This is a genomic window from Thiomonas sp. X19 (assembly GCF_900089495.1).
Lineage (GTDB): Bacteria > Pseudomonadota > Gammaproteobacteria > Burkholderiales > Burkholderiaceae_C > Thiomonas_A.
This window is the reverse complement of sequence record NZ_LT605203.1, coordinates 1,338,241-1,358,600: the sequence shown is the minus strand read 5'-3', so window position 1 is coordinate 1,358,600 and position 20,360 is coordinate 1,338,241. Positions and strand designations below refer to the sequence as shown.

Below are 20,360 nucleotides of genomic sequence, written 5' to 3'. Positions count from 1 at the left end.
TGTTCGGCGCCCCGCGGACCCCGCCATGGGCCCAGCGGTTCCCGCGATGGGTTGCGGGCTCAGGCCAGCAAGGGGTTGATGCGATCAGCGTCGATGCCGTATTTGGCAATCGCCTCGGCCATCTTGGCCTGGGGCACCGCGCCCTCGTCGGCCAGGCTGCGCAAGGCGGCCAGGGTGACGAAATGGCGATCGACCTCGAAGTGCCGGCGCAGCTTGGTGCGCGTGTCGGAGCGGCCGAAGCCGTCGGTGCCAAGCACGCGGTAGTTGCGCCCCTTGGGCAGGAAGGGGCGAATCTGCTCGGCGAACAGGCGCACGTAGTCGGTCGAGGCCACCACGGGTCCGGTGTGCTTGTCGAGCTGCTGCGCGACGAAGCTCTGGCGTTGCGGCTCGCCGGGGTGCAGCAGATTCCAGCGCTCGACGTCGCGGCCATCGCGCGCCAGTTCGTTGAAACTCGGGCAGCTCCAGACATTGGCTGCCACGCCCCAGTCCTTTTCCAGCAAGTCGGCTGCGGCAATAACCTCGCGCAGGATGGAGCCCGAGCCCAGCAGTTGCACCCGCGGCGTCAGCTTGGGCCCTTCGCGCAGCAGGTACATGCCCTTGAGAATCTGCGCCTCGGTGCCGGCCTTCAGCCCCGGCTGGGCATAGTTCTCGTTCAACAGGGTGATGTAGAAATAGATGTCTTCCTGGTTCTCCACCATGCGCTTCAAGCCGCTGTGCAGGATGACGGCCACCTCGTGGGCGAAGGTCGGGTCGTAGCTGATGCAGTTGGGGATGTTGGCCGCCATGATCTGGCTGTGGCCGTCCTCGTGCTGCAGGCCTTCGCCGTTGAGCGTGGTGCGCCCCGAGGTGCCGCCCAGCAGGAAGCCGCGCGCCAGCATGTCGCCCGCCGCCCAGGCCAGGTCGCCGATGCGCTGAAAGCCGAACATCGAGTAGTAGATGTAGAACGGAATGGTGATGCGGTTGCTGTGCGAGTAGGACGTGGCCGAAGCGATCCACGAGCACATGCCCCCGGCCTCGGTGATGCCTTCCTGCAGAATCTGCCCGGCCTTGTCCTCGCGGTAATACATCACCTCGCCGCGGTCCACCGGGGTGTACTTCTGCCCCTCGGGCGCGTAGATGCCGATCTGCCGGTACAGTCCCTCCATGCCGAAAGTGCGGGTCTCGTCCACCAGGATGGGCACCACGCGCGGGCCCAGGGTCTTGTCGCGCAGCAGTTGGTTGAGACAGCGCACATAGGCCTGGGTGGTGGAAATTTCGCGGCCCTCCGCAGTGGCTTCCAGCACGGGTTTGAACACGTCGGCCAGCTCGGGAATCGGCAGATGCTCGTCGGCCTTGCGGCGACGCTGCGGCAGATAGCCGCCCAGTGCCTGGCGCTGGGCGTGCAGGTACTGCATCTCCGGCGTGTCGTCGGCCGGCTTGAAGAACGGCAGATTGGGCAGCTCGTGGTCGGGGACGGGGATGTTGAAGCGGTCGCGGAACTCGCGGATATCCTCGTCGGTGAGCTTTTTCACCTGGTGCGCCACATTGCGCGCTTCCGCCGCCTGGCCCATGCCGTAGCCTTTGATGGTCTTCACCAGCAGCACGCTGGGCTGGCCCTGGTGATGGGCCGCGGCATGGAAAGCGGCGTAGACCTTTTGCGGATCGTGGCCGCCGCGATTGAGGCGCCAGATGTCCTCGTCGCTCATGTTTTTCACCATCTCCAGCAGTTTGGGATGGCGTCCGAAGAAATGCTTGCGCACGAAAGCGCCGTCGTTGGCCTTCATCGCCTGATAGTCGCCGTCGAGCACGTCCATCATCACCTGGCGCAGGATGCCGTCCTTGTCGCGCGCCAGCAGCGGGTCCCAGTACGAGCCCCAGATGAGTTTGATGACGTTCCAGCCCGAGCCGCGGAACTCGGCTTCGAGTTCCTGGATGATCTTGCCGTTGCCGCGCACCGGGCCGTCCAGACGCTGCAGATTGCAGTTGACGACGAACACCAGGTTGTCGAGCTTTTCACGCGCCGCCAGCCCAATCGCACCGAGCGATTCCGGCTCGTCCATTTCGCCGTCGCCGCAAAACACCCAGACCTTGCGCTTGGAGGTGTCGGCAATGCCGCGCGCGTGCAGATACTTCAGGAAGCGCGCCTGGTAGATCGCCATGATCGGTCCCAGGCCCATCGACACCGTGGAGAACTGCCAGAAATCCGGCATCAGCTTGGGGTGCGGATAGCTGGACAGGCCTTTGCCGTCGACCTCCTGGCGGAAATTCAGGAGTTGCTCCTCGCTCAGACGCCCCTCCATGAAGGCGCGGGCGTAAACGCCCGGTGCGCTATGGCCCTGGAAGTAGATGAGGTCGCCGCCATGCTCGGCCGTGGGCGCATGCCAGAAATGGTTGAAGCCCGCCCCCAGCATGCTCGCCAGCGAGGCGAAGGAAGCGATGTGGCCGCCGAGATCCCCGCCATCGGGCGGATGCAGACGGTTGGCGCGCACCACCATGGCCATGGCGTTCCAACGCATGTAGGCGCGCAGCCGCTCCTCGATCTCGACATTGCCGGGGTTACGCTCCTCCAGGTCGGCGGGGATGGTGTTGACGTAGGCGGTGTTGGCCGAGAACGGCATGTCCACACCGTCCTGACGCGCTTGGTCAATCAGCGACTCCAGCAGGAAGTGGGCTCGCCCACGCCCTTCCGTGGCGATCAGCGCCTGCAGCGCGTCGAGCCATTCACGGGTTTCCTGCGGGTCACCATCGTTGGCGGAAGCGGGCACGGGGAACTCAGGGACAGCCGACATGGTGAATCTCCTCATCTTGGTTCGGCATAAGTATTGCAGATAATTTTTCGAATCGCAATATTACTTTTTATATTGTGAAATAGACAGAACCGGAGTTCCAGATGCACTGGCCCGGCTCCAGCGTCCACACGATTTGCGTTTCAGTGCAACGCACGCAAGGCGAGAAACGTCTGAACCATGTCATGCAGGCGCACACGGCAAAGGTCAGGGCGGCATCGACCATCCCATGATCGTGGAAATCTGTAGCCCCTCATAGCCTGGTTGCTTCGGGCATACCCGTAGACGTCGCGTCGCGTGGCAAGGTCGCAGCGCAACGCGCAACTTGCATAGACTGCATGCGTGAACCACTCTGACACCCCTCCTCTGCTGCGCCGCCTGGCTTCAGCCCTGCGGCCATTGCGCCTGCGCGCACAGGCCGCGCTGCGCGGCCGTAACGCCGACCGCCTGCTGCTGTTTGGTCCACTGTTGTCCCTGGTGCTGTTCCTCGGCGCCGCCGCCGCGCTGGTGCGCTACACCCAGCAAACCGAGGTGCAGCGCGAGCGCGACACCCTGCAGCGCGACAGCGAGTGGGCCCAGCAGCGCATGAGCCTGGAAATGGGCTTGATGCAGGAACAGCTGCAATCCATGGCCAACACGCTGGAGGCTTCGCCGCGCGGGCCCGCGCGTTTTGAGTTCATGGCGCGCAGCTTTTTGCGACAGCACGCCAGTGCCGTGCTGGTCTATGCCACCGACGCTCAAGGCATGGTGACGCAGCTGGCGTCGAGTGCGGTGTTGCCGCATGACCTCAAGCTGCTGGAGAAAGGCGCGCCGGAGAACCAGGCCCTGGCCCTGCGCGCCTTCAACCAGGCGCAGATCACCCTGCACACGGCTTATTCCATGCCCTACCAACTGCCTCGGGTCGGCTGGGTCGTGCAGTCCGCCACACCCTTGTTCAGTACGCCCAAAACACCGGCGGGTACGGCCGCCTCCCAGGGGTCGCTGGAGCCCAGCCAGCAATTCGCTGGAACGGTGAATGCCGTGTTCAGCATCGACGGCTTGTTGCGCAGCGACGTGGTGCAGGAGCTCAGCACGCGTTATGCAGTCGCGTTGGTGAGCCGTGCACAAACCGTTCTTGCCAGTAGCGCGACGGCGGACCTCCACAGCAAGCCGTTGCAGTATGTGGCGGCCGTGCATCCCTTTGACGCTGGCTTGTTCATGCGCGTCAGCAGTTATCACTCGGCCCCGAGCTGGGTGGTGCGCGGCCTGTACTGGGCGGTGTTCGTGCTGTCGGCGCTGATGCTGTGGATGCTGTGGGGCACCTGGCGTCAGATGCGTCAGCGGCTGCAGACCCAGGAGAGCCTGACGCGCGAGACCGCCTTCCGCCGCGCGATGGAAAATTCGCTGTCCACCGGCATGCAGGCCATCGACCTGAAAGGGCGCATCAGCTATGTCAACTTGGCGTTCTGCAAGATGACCGGCTTTTCCGAACAAGACTTGTTGGGCAGCGCACCGCCCCATCCCTATTGGCCACAGCGGCGCGCGGCGGAAATGGCGCTGGCGTTGCAGCAGACCATCGACGGGCTGGCGCCGCCCTCGGGGTTCGCCCTGAAGCTGCGGCGCAAGGACGGCAGCGAGTTCGACGCCCGCGTCTACGTCTCGGCGCTGATCGACGCGCGCGAACGCCAGACCGGGTGGATCACCTCGATCACCGACATCACCGAGCCCACGCGCATTCGCCACGAGCTGGCGGCCTCGCACGAACGCTTCGTCGCCGTGCTGGAAGGCCTGGACGCGGCGGTTTCGGTGCTCGCCATCGACCGCAACGAACAGCTCTTCGCCAACAAACTCTACCGCCAGTGGTTCGGCGCCTCGGCGCACGGCCACCACCTGCTCAGTGGTCAGGATCCGCCCCCCAGCACGGTTCAGGATGCCGATGACGAGGTTGACGCCTATGCCGGTCTGCCTGCTGGCGAAATCATCAAACCCATGGCCCAGGTGCATGAAATCCACGTCGCCGCGCTGGACCGCTGGTTCGACGTGCGCCAGCGCTACATCCAGTGGGTGGACGGGCGCATCGTGCAGATGCTCATCGCCACCGACGTGACGGCGCGCCACCAGGCCGACGACGTCACGCGCAACCAGGAAGAGAAAGCGCAGATCACCAGCAGGCTCATCGCCATGGGCGAAATGGCCTCCTCGCTCGCACATGAGCTCAACCAGCCGCTCACCGCCATCAACAACTACTGTTCGGGCATGATCGCACGCCTGAAAAACCAGTCCATGCCGCCGCAGGAACTGCAGGCGGCGCTGGAAAAAACCGCGCGCCAGGCCCAGCGTGCCGCAGCGGTGATCCGCCGCGTGCGCGACTTCGTGAAAAAGAGCGAGCCGCACCGCATCGACTGCCGCGTGCAGGACATCGTGCAGAACACGCTGGAACTGGCCGAAATCGATCTGCGGCGGCGCAATGTGCGCCTGTTCACGCATATCGCCCCCGGTATTCCGCAACTCTGGGCCGACCCCATCCTGGTCGAGCAGGTGCTGCTCAATCTGCTGCGCAATGCCGCCGAATCGGTCGACAAGGCGCAGCGCAAAGGCCTGGCGCGCAGCATCGAACTCAACATCAGCGCCGACGCCCACCAGACCACCTTCGCCGTGCGCGACAACGGCACCGGCGTGCCGGAGGATGTGATGGCCCATCTGTTCGAGGCCTTCTACACCACCAAGGCCGACGGCCTGGGCATCGGCCTGAACATTTGCCGCTCCATCATCGAGTTCCACCAGGGCCGGCTTTGGGCGGAGAATCAATACAATCAAGAGCTTGTATGCGGTTGCATTTTCAGCTTCACACTGCCCTTTCAACCCTTGCCGCAAGAACTCCCCGCCGCAGTCACGTCCACGCCCGCCATCGAGCACACGGATCTGTCGGACAGCCGGTTCGGCCGTGCTTAGCCGGGCACGACAACCACCGCACCCACAACCCGCACCTCACCCATCAAGCCCATGAAACCAGCAAGCAAAGGTACGGTTTATGTCATTGACGACGACGAGGCCGTGCGCGACTCGCTGCAATGGCTGCTCGAAGGCAACGATTACCGCGTGCGCTGCTTCGACTCCGCCGAAGCCTTCCTCACCCGCTTCGACCCGCGCGAGGTGGCCTGTCTCGTGGTGGACGTCCGCATGCCGGGTATGAGCGGCATCGAATTGCAGGACCGGCTGATTCAACGTGGCGTGAGCATGCCGCTGGCCTTCATCACCGGCCACGGCGACGTGCCCATGGCGGTGGCGACGATGAAAAAAGGCGCAGTGGATTTCATCGAAAAACCGTTCAACGAACATCTGCTGCGCGATCTGGTCGACCGCATGCTGCAAAAAGCCCGCGTCGACCTGGAAGAACATACCCAGAACGCCAGCCGCGACGCCCTGCTGGCCAAGCTCACCAGCCGCGAATCGCAGGTGCTGGAGCGCATCGTTGCCGGGCGGCTGAACAAGCAGATCGCCGACGACCTCAACATCAGCATCAAAACGGTGGAGGCGCATCGCGCCAACATCATGGAAAAGCTCGGCGCCAACACCGTGGCCGACCTGCTCAAGATCGCCCTGGGCGCGAGCAAATAAAGCGGCGTCTGCTGACCGCGGCAGCGCTGCCGCACCCTGTTGCCGCGCGACTTCCCATCATCTCGATCCACCCATGACCGCTCAACGCATCGATGGCAAGGCCCTGGCCGCACAGGTTCGCGCAGAGGTCGCCGTACGCGCCGCTGCCCTCACGGCCGCGGGGCGCCAACCGGGACTGGCGGTCATCCTGGTCGGTGCCAATCCGGCCAGCCAGGTGTATGTGCGCAACAAGGTCGCCGCCTGTGAGCAGGCCGGCATGCGTTCCATTCTCGAAACCTATGCGGCCACCCTGCACGAGGCCGATTTGCTCGCACGCATCCACACCCTCAACCAGGACGAGGCGGTTCACGGCATCCTGGTGCAGTTGCCGCTGCCGGCGCATATCGACGCCCACCGCGTGATCGAGGCCATCTCGCCGCGCAAGGATGTGGACGGTTTCCACGTCTCCAGCGCCGGCGCGCTGATGGTGGGCCAGCCCGGCTTTCGCCCTTGCACGCCGCTGGGCTGCATGCGCATGCTGGAGCACATCGGCATGGGCCGGCTGCGTGGCAAGCACGCCGTGGTGGTGGGACGCTCCAACATCGTCGGCAAACCCATGGCGATGATGCTGCTGGCAGCCGACGCCACAGTCACCATCGCCCACAGCGGCACGGCCGATCTCGCCGCCATCTGCCGCCAGGCCGACGTGCTGGTGGCTGCCGTGGGCAAAGTCGGATTGATCACCGCCGACATGGTGAAACCCGGCGCGGTGGTCATCGACGTCGGCATGAACCGCAACGCCGAGGGCGCCTTGTGCGGCGATGTCGACTTCGGCGCGGTGGAGCAAGTCGCCGGCTGGATCACACCCGTGCCCGGCGGCGTCGGCCCCATGACCATCGCCATGCTGCTGGCCAACACCGTGCAGGCCTGCGAGCAATTCTGAACTGAAGGAGGGCCATCATGCCCACATTGGAGCAAGCCAGCAGCCAAACGGCGCCGCAACCCCGCGGCAACCCGCTGCTCGATTTCGCCGATCTGCCCGCTTATGCCCAGGTTCAACCCGAGCATGTGAAACCGGCCATCACGCAACTCATCGGCGAGGCCCGCGCCGCACTGGCCAAAGTCACCGACCTGGTGACTCCTGCCACCTGGGATGCGGTGGTCGACCCACTCAACCTCGCCACCGAGCGGCTCTCGCGTGCCTGGGGCATGGTCGGGCATCTGAACGCCGTGGCCGACACCCCCGCGCTGCGCGAGGCCTTCAACGCCCTGCTGCCCGAAGTCACCGAGTTCTGGACCGAGCTGGGCCTGGACGCCGGGCTCTACGCCCAATACAAGCGCCTGAGCGAAAGTGCGGAGTTCACCCGCCTGAGCGCCACGCGCCAGCGCATCATCCGCCACGCCTTGCGCGACTTCCGCTTGAGCGGGGCCGAATTGCAGGGCGAGGCTCGCCGGCGCTACGCCCAGATTCAGGAGCGCAGCGCCGAGTTGGCCCAGACCTTCTCCGAACATCTGCTCGACGCCACCAACGCCGCCAAACTCGAAGCCAGCGCCGCCGAGGTGGACGGCATCCCTGCCGATGTGCTGCAGGTCGCCCAGGAGGCCGCGGCCGAACTCGGCAAGCCTGGCTATGTGTTCACCCTGCACCAGCCGAGCTATGTGCCGGTGATGCAGTACGCCAAGAGCCGCGCCCTGCGCGAGCGCATCTACCGCGCTTACGTCACCCGCGCCAGCGACCTGGGCGACGCGGCGCTCGACAACTCGGCGCCGATGGCCGAACTGCTGCAACTGCGCGACGAGGAAGCCCGCCTGCTGGGGTTCTCCAGCTTCGCCGAGCTGTCGCTCGAACCCAAGATGGCCGACAGCCCCGCGCAGGTCGAGCACTTCCTGCTCGACCTCGCCCAGCGCGCCCGCCCCTACGCCGAGCGCGACCTGGCCGATCTGCGCGCCTTCGCCGCCGAGAATCTGGGCCTTCCCGAACTGGCGTCCTGGGATATTTCCTTCGCCTCCGAGCGCCTGCGCGAACGCCGCTACGACTACTCCGAGCAGGAGGTGAAGCAATACTTCACCGAGCCGCAGGTGCTGACTGGTCTGTTCGCCCTGGTGCAGACCCTGTTCGGCGTGCGCATCGTCGAGGCGCAAACGCAGCGCGGCGCGTGGCATCCCGAGGTCAAGCTCTGGGATGTGCAAACGCCCCAGGGCCAGGGGATAGGCCAGTTCTACACCGACCTGCACGCTCGCGCCGGCAAGCGCTCCGGCGCCTGGATGGACGATGCCCGCGCCCGCTGGCTGCGCCCGGGCCAGCCCGGCACTCGCTTGCAAACACCGATTGCCCTGCTCACCTGCAACTTCGCCGCCGGGGTCGGCGGCAAACCCGCGCTGCTGACGCACGACGACGTGCAGACCCTGTTCCACGAGTTCGGTCACGGCCTGCATCACCTGCTGACCCAGGTCGACGACATCTCCGCTTCCGGCATTTCCGGCGTGGAGTGGGACGCGGTGGAATTGCCCAGCCAGTTCATGGAGAACTTCTGCTGGGAATGGGACGTGCTGCAACAACTCACCCGCCATGTCGACACCGGCGCCGCCCTGCCTCGCGCCTTGTTCGAGCGCATGCTGGCGGCGCGCAATTTCCAGGCTGGCATGCAAACCCTGCGGCAGATCGAGTTCTCGCTGTTCGACCTGCGCCTGCACCACAGCCTGCGCAGCTTCACGCCACAAACCGTGGCCGATGTCGCTGCCGCCGTGCGCCAAGAGGTGGCCGTGCTGTTCCCGCCCGACTTCTACCGCTTTCAACACAGCTTCTCGCACATCTTCGCCGGTGGCTATGCGGCGGGCTACTACAGCTATAAATGGGCCGAGGTGCTGTCGGCCGACGCGTACGCCCAGTTCGAGGAAAACGGCGTCCTGGACCCGCAGACCGGAGCCCGTTTCCGCGATGAAATCCTCGCCCGCGGCAGCAGCCGGCCGGCGCTCGAATCCTTCCGTGCCTTTCGCGGGCGCGATCCGCAGATCGACGCCCTGCTGCGCCACCAGGGCATGGTCGAGACGACCTGAAGCCACCGGCCGCCCGCGCCCCGAGCTACCCTGCTAGTCGCCCAGCACTTCCGCTGATCTGGAGCCACGCCCATGTCCATGCGCCACGTCCTGCTGTCGTCCGCCCGTCCCGCGTTGCTTGCAACCGCCGTGGCGCTGCTTGCAACGCTTGCGGCACCTTCGGCCTGGGCGGTCTACAAGGTGGTCGGGCGCAACGGGCAGATCACCTTCACCGACATTCCCCCCAGCCGCCCAGGTGAGCAGGTGGAGCGCATCGGCACACCCGCGCAGGCGCAATCCGAGCAGGGCGCAAGCCGCGTTCCGGCGGATCTGCAGCCAGTCGTGCGCAAGTATCCCGTGGTCATCTACACCACGCCGCAATGTCCGGCTTGCGACGATGGCGTGCACTTGCTGCGCCAGCGCGGCATTCCCTACAGCGACAAGAGCGTCGCCACGCCAGCCGACGTCACGGCCTACAAGCGCATCAGCGACGGCTCGGAAAAATTGCCGCTGCTGACCGTGGCTGGAGTGCGCCTGCCGGTGGGCTTTGCGCCCGACGCCTGGAACCAGGCGCTCACGGCTGCGGGCTATCCCCAACAATCTCGCCTGCCGAAAGACTTCGCATTCGCCGCGCCCGAGAACCTCGTGCCGCTGGCCGCGGCATCACGGCCCGCCAAGAAGGCCAGCAATCCCGAAGGCTTGCCTGCGGCCCCAGTGCTGCCACCGCCCAACCCGAAGGCGCCGCCCGGCTTCCAGTTCTGAAGCCTGGGCGAGCACGGCTTACACGTAAGCGTGTTCCTGCACGCCCGTGGCTGTTCCCACCAGCGCCAGATCGGCGCCGCGATGGGCGAACAGGCCCACCGTGACCACGCCCGGAATCTGGTTGATGCTGGACTCGAACTCGCGCGGGTTGGCAATCGCCAGGCCATGCACGTCCAGGATGACGTTGCCGTTGTCGGTGATGTAGCCCTCGCGCAAACGCGGCTCGCCGCCCAGCGCGCGCAGCCGGCGCAACACCAGTTCGCGCGCCATCGGCACCACTTCCACCGGCAGCGGAAACTTGCCGAGCACCGGCACCAGCTTGCTGGCGTCGACGATGCAGACAAAGCGATCGGCGACTTCGGCGATGATCTTCTCCCGCGTCAGCGCACCACCGCCGCCCTTGATCATCGCCCCGGACGGGTCGATTTCATCGGCCCCGTCCACATAAACCGGAATACGCTCCACCACGTTCAAGTCGAACACTTCGATGCCATGCGCCTTGAGACGCTCGGTGCTGCGCTCCGAACTCGACACGGCGCCACGCACTTTGTCCTTCATGGTGGCGAGCGCGTCGATGAAAAAATTCACCGTCGATCCCGTCCCCACACCAATGATTTCGCCTTGCGGCACCTGGCGCAGCGCGGCATGAGCCACGGCTTGTTTGAGTTCGTCCTGGGTCATGTGTGCACTCGCGAAAAAGGTCGGCCTTATTATCGCCGCTCGCTACAGCGCGCCCTTTGGCGCAGCAGCGCGCCGCCCACTCAAGCCAAGCCCGCAATGCCCCTGCCCTACGCGCTCATGCGCCCGCTACTCTTCAGCCTGGACCCTGAGGCGGCGCATGACTTGACGCTACGTGGTTTGCGCCTGCTGCATCAAACCGGGCTGTCACGGCTCTACGCCCATCCGCGCGTGCATGATCCGGTGCAACTCCTGGGCCTGAGCTTTCCCAACCGCATCGGCCTCGCCGCCGGGCTGGACAAGAATGGCGCAGCCATCGATGCGCTGGCGGCCATGGGCTTTGGTTTCATCGAAGTGGGCACGGTCACACCACGCGCCCAGCCCGGCAACGCCAAGCCGCGCCTGTTCCGCTTGCCGCAGGCCCAGGCGCTGATCAACCGCATGGGCTTCAACAACGCCGGGCTGGATGCCTTTCTGCACCATGTGCGCCGCAGCCGGCGCGAGCTGCCCCTGGGGCTGAACATCGGCAAGAACGCAAGCACCCCCATGGAGCAGGCGCTGGACGACTATGCGGCCGGACTGCGCGCGGTTTATGCCCATGCCGATTATGTGACCATCAATGTCTCCTCACCCAACACCCAGGGGCTGCGGGCTTTGCAGACTGATGCGGCGCTCGAGGCCTTGCTGACAGGGCTGGCGACCGAGCGCGAGCAACTGGCGCAAGCGCAGGGCAAGCGCGTACCGCTGATGGTGAAAGTGGCGCCCGACTTGCAGCCTGAACAGATTGCCGCCCTGGCCGACGCGCTGATGCGCCACGGCATCGACGGCGTGATCGCCACCAACACCACGATTGCAAGGGATGCCGTCGCGGGGCTGCCCCATGCGGACGAAGCCGGCGGCTTGAGCGGAGCTCCGCTGCGAGAGCAGTCCACCCGGGTGATTGCGCAATTGCGCGCACGCCTGGGGCCGGGCTACCCCATCATCGGCGTCGGCGGCATTTTGCAGGCTGGCGACGCTGTTAAGAAAATCCAGGCCGGTGCGAATCTGGTGCAGCTCTATACCGGGCTGATCTATCAAGGGCCGGAACTGGTGAGCCGTTGCGCCCAAGCACTGGGGAGAATGACCAAGCCCCATTGACGCGCCGGGCTTTCCAGCACACCCATGGGGCTTGGGGTCTTTCGCTGCAGGACTTTACTTCTGCTTGAGCCGCGTCTTGTTCGCGGTGATGTGTTCGTAGATTTCACGCGACCGCTGGGAAAGCGGCCTGCCGAAACCTTCGCGCCAAGGGGATGAAACCTTGACTTGCGGACGCTTGCGGAAGGTTGAGGCCACTTCAGCCGCATTTTCCAGCATGGCATCCCAGGGATTGGCCTCTTTGGATGCCTGTGGCTTTGTGGCCAGGGTATCGGTATCGGAGTCCACGGATTTGCGCGTAGTAGTCGTTTTTGCCACGGCTCGCCCTCTAGCGGAACTTGGTAGATCAAGACAAGAATCAAAGGGCACCAAGTCAGGCAGCCCGATTGATCAGCACAGGCAATTGTAACGCAAAACGTCGCTCAGGCGCAACAGGCGGGCCTGCGCGAGCGCGTGCAGGCTGCAGCCATTCAGGTGTTTGCGGCTAGTCTTTGCACCACGGTGTCGCGCGTGAACAGGGCCAGGACTGCATCGACCGACGGCGTTTGCAAACGCCCCGTCACCAGCAGGCGCAGCGGCATGGCCAGCTGCGGCATTTTCAGTTGGTGCGCCGCAAGGACCTGCTTCATGGCGGCGCCAATGGCCGGCGCATCCCAGCTCGGCAATGCCGCGAGCGCGGTGCGCAAATCGGACAAGGCAGCCTGGGCCGGTGCGGTGAGATGCTGGGCCAGCAAGGCCGCATCAGGTTGGGGCTGGACATAGAACATGCCGCACAGCTCGGCCATCTCGACCAGGGTGTGGGCGCGTTCGCGCAGCAGCGCCACCGCGCCAGTAAGATCGACTCCCTGCTCATGCAAGCCCAGTCGCCGCAGAAATGGGCGCACGGCTTCGGCCAGTTGCTGCGGGGGCAAGGCGCGCAGGTAGTGCGCGTTCACCCACTTGAGTTTTTCGCCGTCGAACTGGGCGGCGGAACGGCCGAGGTGATCGAGGTCGAACCACTGCACGAACTGCTCGCGCGAGAAAATTTCCGCGTCGCCATGCGACCAGCCCAGGCGCGCGAGGTAGTTCACCATGGCATCGGGCAGATAACCTTCATCGCGGTACTGCAGCACGCTCTTCGCCCCATTGCGTTTGGACAGCTTCTCGCCCTGCTCGTTGAGCACGGTGGGCAGATGGGCATAGACCGGCGGCTCGTGGCCGAGGGCGCGGAAGATGTGGATTTGCCGCGGCGTGTTGTTGACATGGTCGTCGCCACGAATCACATGGGTGATGCGCATGTCGATGTCGTCGACCACGACGCAGAAGTTGTAGGTGGGAGTGCCGTCCGGTCGGGCGATGACCAGGTCGTCAAGCTCGGCATTGCTGAACTCGACGGGTCCTTTCACCCGATCGTCCCAGGCCACGGCACCGGCAAGTGGCGTGCGAAAGCGCAGCACCGGCGGCACGCCGGCAGGAACCGGCGGCAGGGTCTTGCCCGGCTCGGGCCGCCAGGTGCCGTCGTAGCGCGGCTTGAGGCCGGCCGCCATCTGCCGCTCGCGCAAGGCATCGAGCTCCGCAGTGCTCATGTAGCAGGGGTAGACATGGCCGGCGTCCTGCAATTGCCGCAGCGCCTCGCGGTAGCGCGGCATGCGCTGCATTTGGTAGAACGGCCCTTCGTCGTGGTCCAGGCCCATCCAGGCCATGCCGTCGAGAATGACTTGCACCGCCTCCTGCGTCGAGCGTCCGACGTCGGTGTCTTCAATCCGCAGAATGAAGGTGCCGCCGTGATGCCGGGCAAAAGCCCAGGGATAGAGCGCGGCGCGGATATTGCCGAGATGGATGAAGCCGGTCGGGCTCGGGGCGAAGCGGGTGCGGATGGGTGGGTTTGTTGCGCTCATGCTGGAGAAATTGACGCGGCCAGTTGGCTCGCGATTGGCTGACAGTTGGCGACCTGATGGCTTAAGCGAGCGTGCCAAGTCCACGCGCCAGGTCGGCCTGGATGTCGGGCTGATGTTCCAGCCCGACGGCCAAGCGGATCAAGCCCTGGCCGATGCCGGCGGCTTGCCGTTGCTCGTCCTTGAGCCGGCCGTGGGTGGTGGTGGCGGGATGGGTGATGGTGGTTTTGGTGTCGCCCAGATTGGCGGTGATGGAGCACAGACGGGTCTGGTCGATGACATGGAAGGCGCGGCGCCGTGCCTCTTCCGGGTTGGACGCAGCCAGTTCGAAAGCGAGCACCGCGCCCCCCTGCCCGTCCTGCTGGCGCATGGCCAGGGCATGCTGGGGATGCGACTCCAGCCCCGGGTAATGCACCCGCGCCACGCCGGGCTGGGCTTGCAGCCAGCGGGCCAATTCGAGCGCGCGCGCGCTGTGCGCCAGCATGCGCAGGCCAAGGGTTTCCAGGCCCTTGAGCACTACCCAGGCGTTGAACGGCGACAGGCTGATGCCCGCACTGCGCTGCACCGGCAGCAGCCGGCCCTCGATCAATTCGGTCGTGCCGCACACCGCGCCCGCAATCACGCGGCCCTGGCCGTCCAGATACTTCGTCGCGGAATGCACCACCAAGTCGGCGCCGAGTTCCCGTGGGCGTTGCAAGACGGGCGTGCAAAAGCAGTTGTCCACCGCCAGCAGGGCGCCGCAATCGTGGGCGAGATCGGCCAAGGCGCGGATGTCGCAAACCTCGGTGAGCGGATTCGTCGGCGTCTCGGCGAACAGCAGCCGGGTCTTGCCGGGGCGAATGGCGGCTTTCCAGGCGGCGATATCGTCCTGCGGCACGAAGCTGCTTTCCACGCCGAAGCGCGAGAACTCGCCGCCGATGAGCTTGATGATGGAGCCGAACACCGAACGCGAGCACACCACATGGTCGCCGGCCTGCAGCAGGCCCAGCATCAGCAGCAGGATGGCGCCCATGCCACTGGCCGTGCCGATGGCGTCTTCCGTGCCTTCGAGCGCCGCCAGGCGGCGCTCCATGCTGGCCACGGTGGGGTTGGAAAAACGCGAGTAGAGAAACCCGTCCTCCTCACCGGCAAAACGCGCGGCGGCGGTGGCGGCATCTGGATGCACGAAGCTGCTGGTGAGAAACAGGGCTTCGCTGTGTTCGCCGTAAGCCGTGCGCGGCAGCGCCTCGCGCACGGCCAGCGTGTCGATGTGCAAGCCCTTGCTCAGGGCCTTGTCGTTCGCGTTCACGATTGGGACTCCTCCTGCTCCGCATTCTGCAGGTTCAAGCGGCTGCCGAAGTCTTCGCCCCGGTTGGCGCCCGAACCCACGAGCAAAGCCGCGTCGACATCGCCGGTGATGTAGCAGCCGTCGAAGCAGGAAGCCTCGAAGGTGTCGATGTCGGGACGCTCGCGACGCACGGCGCGCTTCATCGCTTCCAGGTCCTGATAGATCAGCGCATCGGCGCCGATGATCTGGCGCACTTCCTCGATATTGCGTTCATGCGCGACCAACTCGCGGCCCGTGGGCATGTCGATGCCATAGACATTCGGGTAGCGCACCGGCGGCGCGGCCGAAGCCAGATAGACCTTGCGCGCCCCGGCCTCGCGCGCCATTTGCACGATCTCGCGCGAGGTCGTGCCACGCACGATGGAGTCGTCCACCAGCAGCACATTGCGTCCGGCGAATTCCTGGGTGATGGCGTTGAGCTTCTGCCGCACCGATTTCTTGCGCACGGCCTGGCCGGGCATGATGAAAGTGCGCCCGACATAGCGGTTCTTGACGAAGCCTTCGCGGTAGGGCCGCCCCAGCTTCCAGGCCAGTTGCATGGCGGAGGGCCGGCTGGATTCGGGCACCGGGATCACCACGTCGATTTCACTCGGCGGCATGGTGGAGATGACGCGCTGCGCCAGGGTCTCGCCCATGTTCAGGCGCGCCTGGTAGACCGAAATGCCGTCGAGCACCGAGTCGGGCCGCGCGAGGTAGACGAACTCGAAAATACAAGGGTTGAGCGTGGGGTTCTCGGCGCACTGCTCGCTATGCAGCCGACCTTCCAGATCGACGAACACGGCCTCCCCGGGAGCAACATCGCGCACCAGCTTGTAGCCGTTGCCCTCCAGCGCCACCGACTCGCTGGCCACCATGATGTCGCCGTCCTCATCCTGCGTGCCGAAGCACAGCGGGCGGATGCCGTAAGGGTCGCGGAACGCCAGCAAGCCATGGCCCGCAATCAGCACGACCACGGCATAGGATCCGCGAATGCGCCGGTGCACCGCGCGCACGGCCTTGAACAGATCGGCCGGCTTGAGCGGCAATCCATGCGAAGCCGCATCGATTTCATGCGCCAGCACATTGAGCAGCACCTCGGAGTCGGACCCGGTGTTGATATGCCGGTGATCGTGGGTCTTGAGTTCCTCGCGCAGGACATCGGTGTTGGTCAGGTTGCCGTTGTGGGCGAGCGCCAGGCCGAACGGTGCATTCACATAGAACGGCTGCGCTTCTTCCTCGCTGTCGGCGCTGCCGGCCGTGGGGTAGCGCACCTGGCCCAGACCGTAATTGCCGGGCAGGCCGCGCATATTGCGGGTGCGAAACACGTCGCGCACCATGCCGCGCGCTTTTTGCATGTAGAGCTTGCCAGCCTGGCCGGTGATGATGCCGGCCGCGTCCTGCCCCCGGTGCTGCAACAGCAGCAGGGCGTCGTAAATCACCTGGTTCACGGGCTGCTTCGAGACGATGCCGACAACTCCACACATGATGCCTGTACTCCAGAACTGAAACGCTGAATGAATCTGAATCGGGATGGTTACGGCTTCGGCAGTGCAGGCATGGCCGGAACCACGGCCACAGGCAGGAGAGGGAGCACTTCGGCCACCGCCGCTGCCGCCGGCGGGATGAATAGCGAGGTCTTCCACATCGCACTATGCGGCAATTCTGTATAACCTGCAGCGAAAATGGTCAGCATCAGCAACGCCAGGCCGCGGACCAGGCCGAACACGGCGCCCATGCTGCGGTCGAGAACCCCCAGCCCCGTCGAGCGCAGCAGCAGCCGCATCACCGTGGCCAGCAGCCCCGCTGCCAGCAGCGCGAGCACGAAGCAGGCGAACCAGGCCACGCCGTTGCGCAATTCCACCGTGCCCAGACCCTGCAAATAGTGCTCGGCCAGCCAGGGCGAGCACTGGCGCGCCACGAAGAATGCCACGATCCAGCCGCCGAGGCTGATGAACTCGTAGGCCGCGCCCCGCAGCACGCCCACCAAAGCCGACAGGCCGAGACCTGCCAGGACGAACCAGTCCAGCGCGTTCACAAGGTCAGCACGACCGCACTGAGCCCCAGCGCCTTGATCCGGGCGAGCGCCTGGTCCGCCTGCTCGCGCGTGGTGAAGGGGCCGACACGGACCCGGATGCGCTTGCCGGCCTGCGTATCCACCACCTGGGTGTAAGTCTTGAAACCGGCGTGCTCGATTTTCAGGCGCACCTCATGGGCGGCCTTGGTGTCGGCATAGGCCCCCGCCTGGATGACATAGCGTGCCGAACTGGACGTCTGGTTGGAAACACCGGAGCCGCGGCCTGACTGGGCAATGGCCGCCTCGGCCTGGGCCGTGGTGATCTGGTCGGGCTGCTTGCCCTCCAGTGCGGCAAGCGCCTGCCGCGCACTGGCGATCTGATGTTGCGAAGGCTGCGGTTTGTGCTGGGACGGTGGCGAAACCTGCGCCGTCGATGGTTCTGGCGCAGCCGCTGGTTTTTGCTCGGGCTTCTGTTCTGGTCGTTGCACCGGCGCTTGCGCCTGCACAGGCTCTTGCCGGGTTGGCGCCACGGGGGCGGGCGCTGGCGCGACCACCGCGGCCTGCGGCGCGGCAGGCTCGACAGCCTTGGGGGCGATGGCTTGCGGGCCGCTGGAGGATTTTGGCGCCGACTCGGCCACCGCCGCAGCCGCTTTGGCATCGGCCCGAGGCACGCTGCCAGCCGGCGCCGGCAAGATGCTCGCCTGGTTCTGCGGCGGGATCACCAGCGACATATTCGAGGCCACGGGCTTGGGCTGGGTCTCGAAAATCAGCGGGAACACCACCACGCCAGTCAGGACCAGGGCGACCGCGCCGATCAGACGGCGGCGCGCGCGCACCCGCAAGACCTCTTCGCTTTGCGCCTGGCTGTCAGCCTGGGCTGGCGCGTTGGAATCGTCCTTGCCGCGTTTTCCGGGGATTTTCATGGGGATGGATGCGTCGCGTGGCGGCCCTGCATGCGCGGCACGCCTTGAGCCAACACGCCGCCGACTGTGAAGAACGAGCCGAAAACCAGGATTCTATCGGCCGGCTCGGCGCAAGCCGTCGCCTGTGCGAAGGCCGTCTGGGGATCGGCATACAAGCCCACCACGGCATGATCCGCTGGCAGCAGCGGACGCAGCACCGCGTCGATGTCCACCGCCCGTGCGGCCCGCGGGGTGGGCAAATCGCACAGATACCAGCGATCGACCAGCGGCGCGATGCGCGCCAGCATCTGCGCCACGTCCTTGTCGGCCATGGCGCCAAAAACCGCGTGGGTGTGCGGCGCGTAGCCCATGGCATCGAGGTTCTCGGCCAGCACCGCAACCGCATGCGGGTTGTGCGCCACGTCCAGCACCACCGTGGGCTGGCCGGGCAGAATCTGGAAACGGCCTGGCAACTCCGCGCGGGCCAGGCCCTGGCGCACGTCCTGTGCGCTGGTGGGCAGGCGTTCCTGCAGGGCTTCCAGCGCAGCCAGGGCGGCGCTGGCGTTGAGCAATTGGTTGGCGCCGCGCATGGCCGGGTAGGCAAGGCCGGGGCGGCGCAGTGCGTGCCCGATGTAGTTCCACTGTTGTTGGCCGGTGGCGGTGTAGCCGAAGTCATGGCCCATGCGCCAGAGCTTGGCGCCCACCACGGCGGCATGTTCGATCACGCTCTGCGGCGGCGCCGGATCGGCAACGATGACCGGCCGCCCGGGGCGCATGATGCCCGCCTTCTCGAAGCCGATGGCCTCGCGGTCGGCACCCAAGAACTGGGTATGGTCGAGGGCGATGCTGGTGATGATGGCGCAATCGGCGTCGACCACGTTCACCGCGTCCAGCCGACCGCCCATGCCCACCTCCAGCACCACGGCGTCCAGCTCCGAGAGGCTGAGCAGACGCATGATGGCCAGGGTGGTGAATTCGAAATAGGTGAGTTCCACCGCCGGTTGCACACTGCAGCGCGCTTGTTCGACGGCGAGCAGATGCGGCAGCAGGGCGGCTGCTTCCATCATGGAGCCGCGGATGCGGCAACGCTCCTCGAACCGCACCAGGTGCGGCGAACCGTAGACGCCGACACGGTAGCCTGCCGCCAGCAGAATCTGTTCGAGCAAGGCGCAGGTCGATCCCTTGCCGTTGGTGCCGGCCACGGTGAAGACCGGGCAGGAGAAACGCAGGTCGAGCGCCGCGCGCACGCGCTCCACCCGCTCCAGCCCGAGGTGGATGGCCTGCGCGTGCAGGCGCTCGGCATGCTCCAGCCACTGCTGCAGGGTCCAGTCCTGCATGGCGGGGACGGGAGTCGAGGTCGGCAGGGTGGGCAAAGGCGGCGGCGCGGCTGAAGGTGCGAGCGGCAAAACGGCCGCCTTGTCGGTCACTGCGTCAGCCGGCAACCGCGTCCGCCGGTTGGCGCTGCAGCATGGCCAGCATGTGCGCCAGCTCGGCGCGCAGTTCGCGGCGATCGACGATGCGGTCGACGGCGCCCTTCTGCATCAGGAATTCGGCGCGCTGGAAACCCTCCGGCAGTTTCTCGCGCACAGTGTTCTCGATCACGCGCGGGCCGGCAAAGCCGATCAGCGCGCGGGGCTCGGCCAGCACCACATCGCCGACGAAGGCGAAGCTGGCGGAGACTCCGCCCATCGTCGGGTCGGTGAGGACGCTGATGTAGGGAATGCGCGCCTGCGCCAGGCGCGCCAGGGCGGCGTTGGTCTTGGCCATCTGCATCAGGCTCAGCAAACCTTCCTGCATGCGCGCGCCGCCGGTGGAGGTGATGCAGACGAACGGCACCTTCTGCTCCAGTGCGGTTTCCACGCCGCGCACGAAGCGCTCGCCGACCACCGAACCCATGGAGCCGCCCATGAACTCGAACTCGAAGCAGGCCACCACCAGGGCGATGCTCTGAATCGCGCCGCCCATGACCACCAGAGCATCGGTCTCCTGGGTGTTTTCCAGGGCCTCTTTCAGGCGCTCGGGGTACTTGCGGCTGTCCTTGAACTTGAGCGCATCGACCGGCAGCACCTCCTGACCGATTTCATAGCGGCCCTCGCCGTCGAGCAGCGCGTCCAGGCGCATGCGGGCGCCGATGCGCATGTGGTGCGAGCACTTGGGGCAGACATACTGGTTGCGCTCCAGGTCGGTCTTGTAGAGCACGGTCTCGCACGACGGGCATTTGATCCACAGCCCCTCGGGCATCTGCCGGCGATTGCCGGATTCGGATTGCTGAATCTTCGGGGGAAGCAGTTTTTCGAGCCAACTCATGATGCA

General features: G+C 65.7%; 16 protein-coding genes. 6 read left to right on the top strand and 10 right to left on the bottom strand.

The annotated features are described in order from the left end of the window. Positions 1-59: 59 nt before the first annotated feature. Positions 60-2,768, bottom strand: coding sequence for a pyruvate dehydrogenase (acetyl-transferring), homodimeric type (aceE, locus tag THIX_RS06355; protein WP_112485551.1), 2,709 nt, complete (start codon positions 2,766-2,768; stop codon positions 60-62). Between the two features lie 339 nt (positions 2,769-3,107). Here aceE and THIX_RS06350 point away from each other — a divergent pair, with 339 nt between their 5' ends. The 5 genes from THIX_RS06350 to THIX_RS06330 all read left to right on the top strand — a co-directional run bounded on the left by THIX_RS06350 (position 3,108) and on the right by THIX_RS06330 (position 10,139). Next, positions 3,108-5,696, top strand: coding sequence for a PAS domain S-box protein (locus tag THIX_RS06350; RefSeq protein ID WP_112485550.1), 2,589 nt, complete (start codon positions 3,108-3,110; stop codon positions 5,694-5,696). 51 nt (positions 5,697-5,747) lie between these two features. Further along, positions 5,748-6,362, top strand: a complete 615-nt coding sequence (locus tag THIX_RS06345) for a response regulator transcription factor (RefSeq protein WP_112485549.1) — start codon at positions 5,748-5,750, stop codon at positions 6,360-6,362. Positions 6,363-6,435: 73 nt separating this feature from the next. Beyond that, entirely contained in the window at positions 6,436-7,284 is an 849-nt protein-coding gene (gene folD, locus THIX_RS06340) for a bifunctional methylenetetrahydrofolate dehydrogenase/methenyltetrahydrofolate cyclohydrolase FolD (RefSeq protein WP_112485548.1), read from the top strand. A gap of 17 nt (positions 7,285-7,301) precedes the next feature. After that, positions 7,302-9,398 carry a M3 family metallopeptidase gene (locus THIX_RS06335; protein WP_112485547.1) on the top strand — a complete coding sequence of 699 codons (2,097 nt, stop codon included), beginning with the start codon at positions 7,302-7,304 and terminating at the stop codon, positions 9,396-9,398. Positions 9,399-9,470: 72 nt separating this feature from the next. Then, positions 9,471-10,139 carry a glutaredoxin family protein gene (locus THIX_RS06330; protein ID WP_112485546.1) on the top strand — a complete coding sequence of 223 codons (669 nt, stop codon included), beginning with the start codon at positions 9,471-9,473 and terminating at the stop codon, positions 10,137-10,139. 18 nt (positions 10,140-10,157) lie between these two features. Here the strand turns inward: THIX_RS06330 and rpiA are convergent, their stop codons facing one another. Continuing rightward, complete coding sequence (gene rpiA, locus THIX_RS06325; RefSeq protein WP_112485545.1) at positions 10,158-10,820, bottom strand: ribose-5-phosphate isomerase RpiA; 663 nt, start codon at positions 10,818-10,820, stop codon at positions 10,158-10,160. 96 nt (positions 10,821-10,916) lie between these two features. Between rpiA and THIX_RS06320 the strand changes: the two genes are divergently transcribed. After that, positions 10,917-11,954 (top strand): quinone-dependent dihydroorotate dehydrogenase, encoded by a 1,038-nt coding sequence (locus THIX_RS06320; RefSeq protein ID WP_112485544.1) that lies wholly within the window; start codon positions 10,917-10,919, stop codon positions 11,952-11,954. A gap of 54 nt (positions 11,955-12,008) precedes the next feature. Here the strand turns inward: THIX_RS06320 and THIX_RS06315 are convergent, their stop codons facing one another. From THIX_RS06315 to accD, 8 genes are all read right to left on the bottom strand, one after another. Then, positions 12,009-12,269, bottom strand: coding sequence for a hypothetical protein (locus THIX_RS06315; RefSeq protein WP_233224428.1), 261 nt, complete (start codon positions 12,267-12,269; stop codon positions 12,009-12,011). Positions 12,270-12,421: 152 nt separating this feature from the next. Then, positions 12,422-13,828, bottom strand: a complete 1,407-nt coding sequence (gene gltX, locus THIX_RS06310; protein ID WP_112485542.1) for a glutamate--tRNA ligase — start codon at positions 13,826-13,828, stop codon at positions 12,422-12,424. Between the two features lie 61 nt (positions 13,829-13,889). After that, positions 13,890-15,113, bottom strand: coding sequence for an O-succinylhomoserine sulfhydrylase (locus tag THIX_RS06305; RefSeq protein WP_233224427.1), 1,224 nt, complete (start codon positions 15,111-15,113; stop codon positions 13,890-13,892). Further along, positions 15,110-16,615 (bottom strand): amidophosphoribosyltransferase, encoded by a 1,506-nt coding sequence (purF, locus tag THIX_RS06300; RefSeq protein WP_112485540.1) that lies wholly within the window; start codon positions 16,613-16,615, stop codon positions 15,110-15,112. The genes THIX_RS06305 and purF overlap by 4 nt, the downstream gene beginning before the upstream one ends. A 50-nt stretch (positions 16,616-16,665) precedes the next feature. Continuing rightward, complete coding sequence (locus tag THIX_RS06295) at positions 16,666-17,166, bottom strand: CvpA family protein (protein WP_112485539.1); 501 nt, start codon at positions 17,164-17,166, stop codon at positions 16,666-16,668. Beyond that, entirely contained in the window at positions 17,163-18,068 is a 906-nt protein-coding gene (locus THIX_RS06290) for an SPOR domain-containing protein (protein WP_112485538.1), read from the bottom strand. The genes THIX_RS06295 and THIX_RS06290 overlap by 4 nt, the downstream gene beginning before the upstream one ends. Then, complete coding sequence (gene folC / locus THIX_RS06285; protein WP_112488206.1) at positions 18,065-19,384, bottom strand: bifunctional tetrahydrofolate synthase/dihydrofolate synthase; 1,320 nt, start codon at positions 19,382-19,384, stop codon at positions 18,065-18,067. Before folC ends, THIX_RS06290 begins: the two co-directional genes overlap by 4 nt. Positions 19,385-19,478: 94 nt before the next feature. Next, positions 19,479-20,354 (bottom strand): acetyl-CoA carboxylase, carboxyltransferase subunit beta, encoded by an 876-nt coding sequence (gene accD, locus THIX_RS06280; protein WP_112485537.1) that lies wholly within the window; start codon positions 20,352-20,354, stop codon positions 19,479-19,481. Positions 20,355-20,360 lie beyond the last annotated feature (6 nt).

Coding starts and splice junctions, on each gene's coding strand:
- THIX_RS06330 (WP_112485546.1), top strand. CDS start 9,471: ATGTCCATGCGCCACGTCCTGCTGTCGTCCGCCCGTCCCGCGTTGCTT.
- THIX_RS06290 (WP_112485538.1), bottom strand. CDS start 18,068: ATGAAAATCCCCGGAAAACGCGGCAAGGACGATTCCAACGCGCCAGCC.
- rpiA (WP_112485545.1), bottom strand. CDS start 10,820: ATGACCCAGGACGAACTCAAACAAGCCGTGGCTCATGCCGCGCTGCGC.
- THIX_RS06320 (WP_112485544.1), top strand. CDS start 10,917: ATGCCCCTGCCCTACGCGCTCATGCGCCCGCTACTCTTCAGCCTGGAC.
- folD (WP_112485548.1), top strand. CDS start 6,436: ATGACCGCTCAACGCATCGATGGCAAGGCCCTGGCCGCACAGGTTCGC.
- THIX_RS06335 (WP_112485547.1), top strand. CDS start 7,302: ATGCCCACATTGGAGCAAGCCAGCAGCCAAACGGCGCCGCAACCCCGC.
- THIX_RS06345 (WP_112485549.1), top strand. CDS start 5,748: ATGAAACCAGCAAGCAAAGGTACGGTTTATGTCATTGACGACGACGAG.
- gltX (WP_112485542.1), bottom strand. CDS start 13,828: ATGAGCGCAACAAACCCACCCATCCGCACCCGCTTCGCCCCGAGCCCG.
- folC (WP_112488206.1), bottom strand. CDS start 19,384: ATGCAGGACTGGACCCTGCAGCAGTGGCTGGAGCATGCCGAGCGCCTG.
- purF (WP_112485540.1), bottom strand. CDS start 16,615: ATGTGTGGAGTTGTCGGCATCGTCTCGAAGCAGCCCGTGAACCAGGTG.
- accD (WP_112485537.1), bottom strand. CDS start 20,354: ATGAGTTGGCTCGAAAAACTGCTTCCCCCGAAGATTCAGCAATCCGAA.
- aceE (WP_112485551.1), bottom strand. CDS start 2,768: ATGTCGGCTGTCCCTGAGTTCCCCGTGCCCGCTTCCGCCAACGATGGT.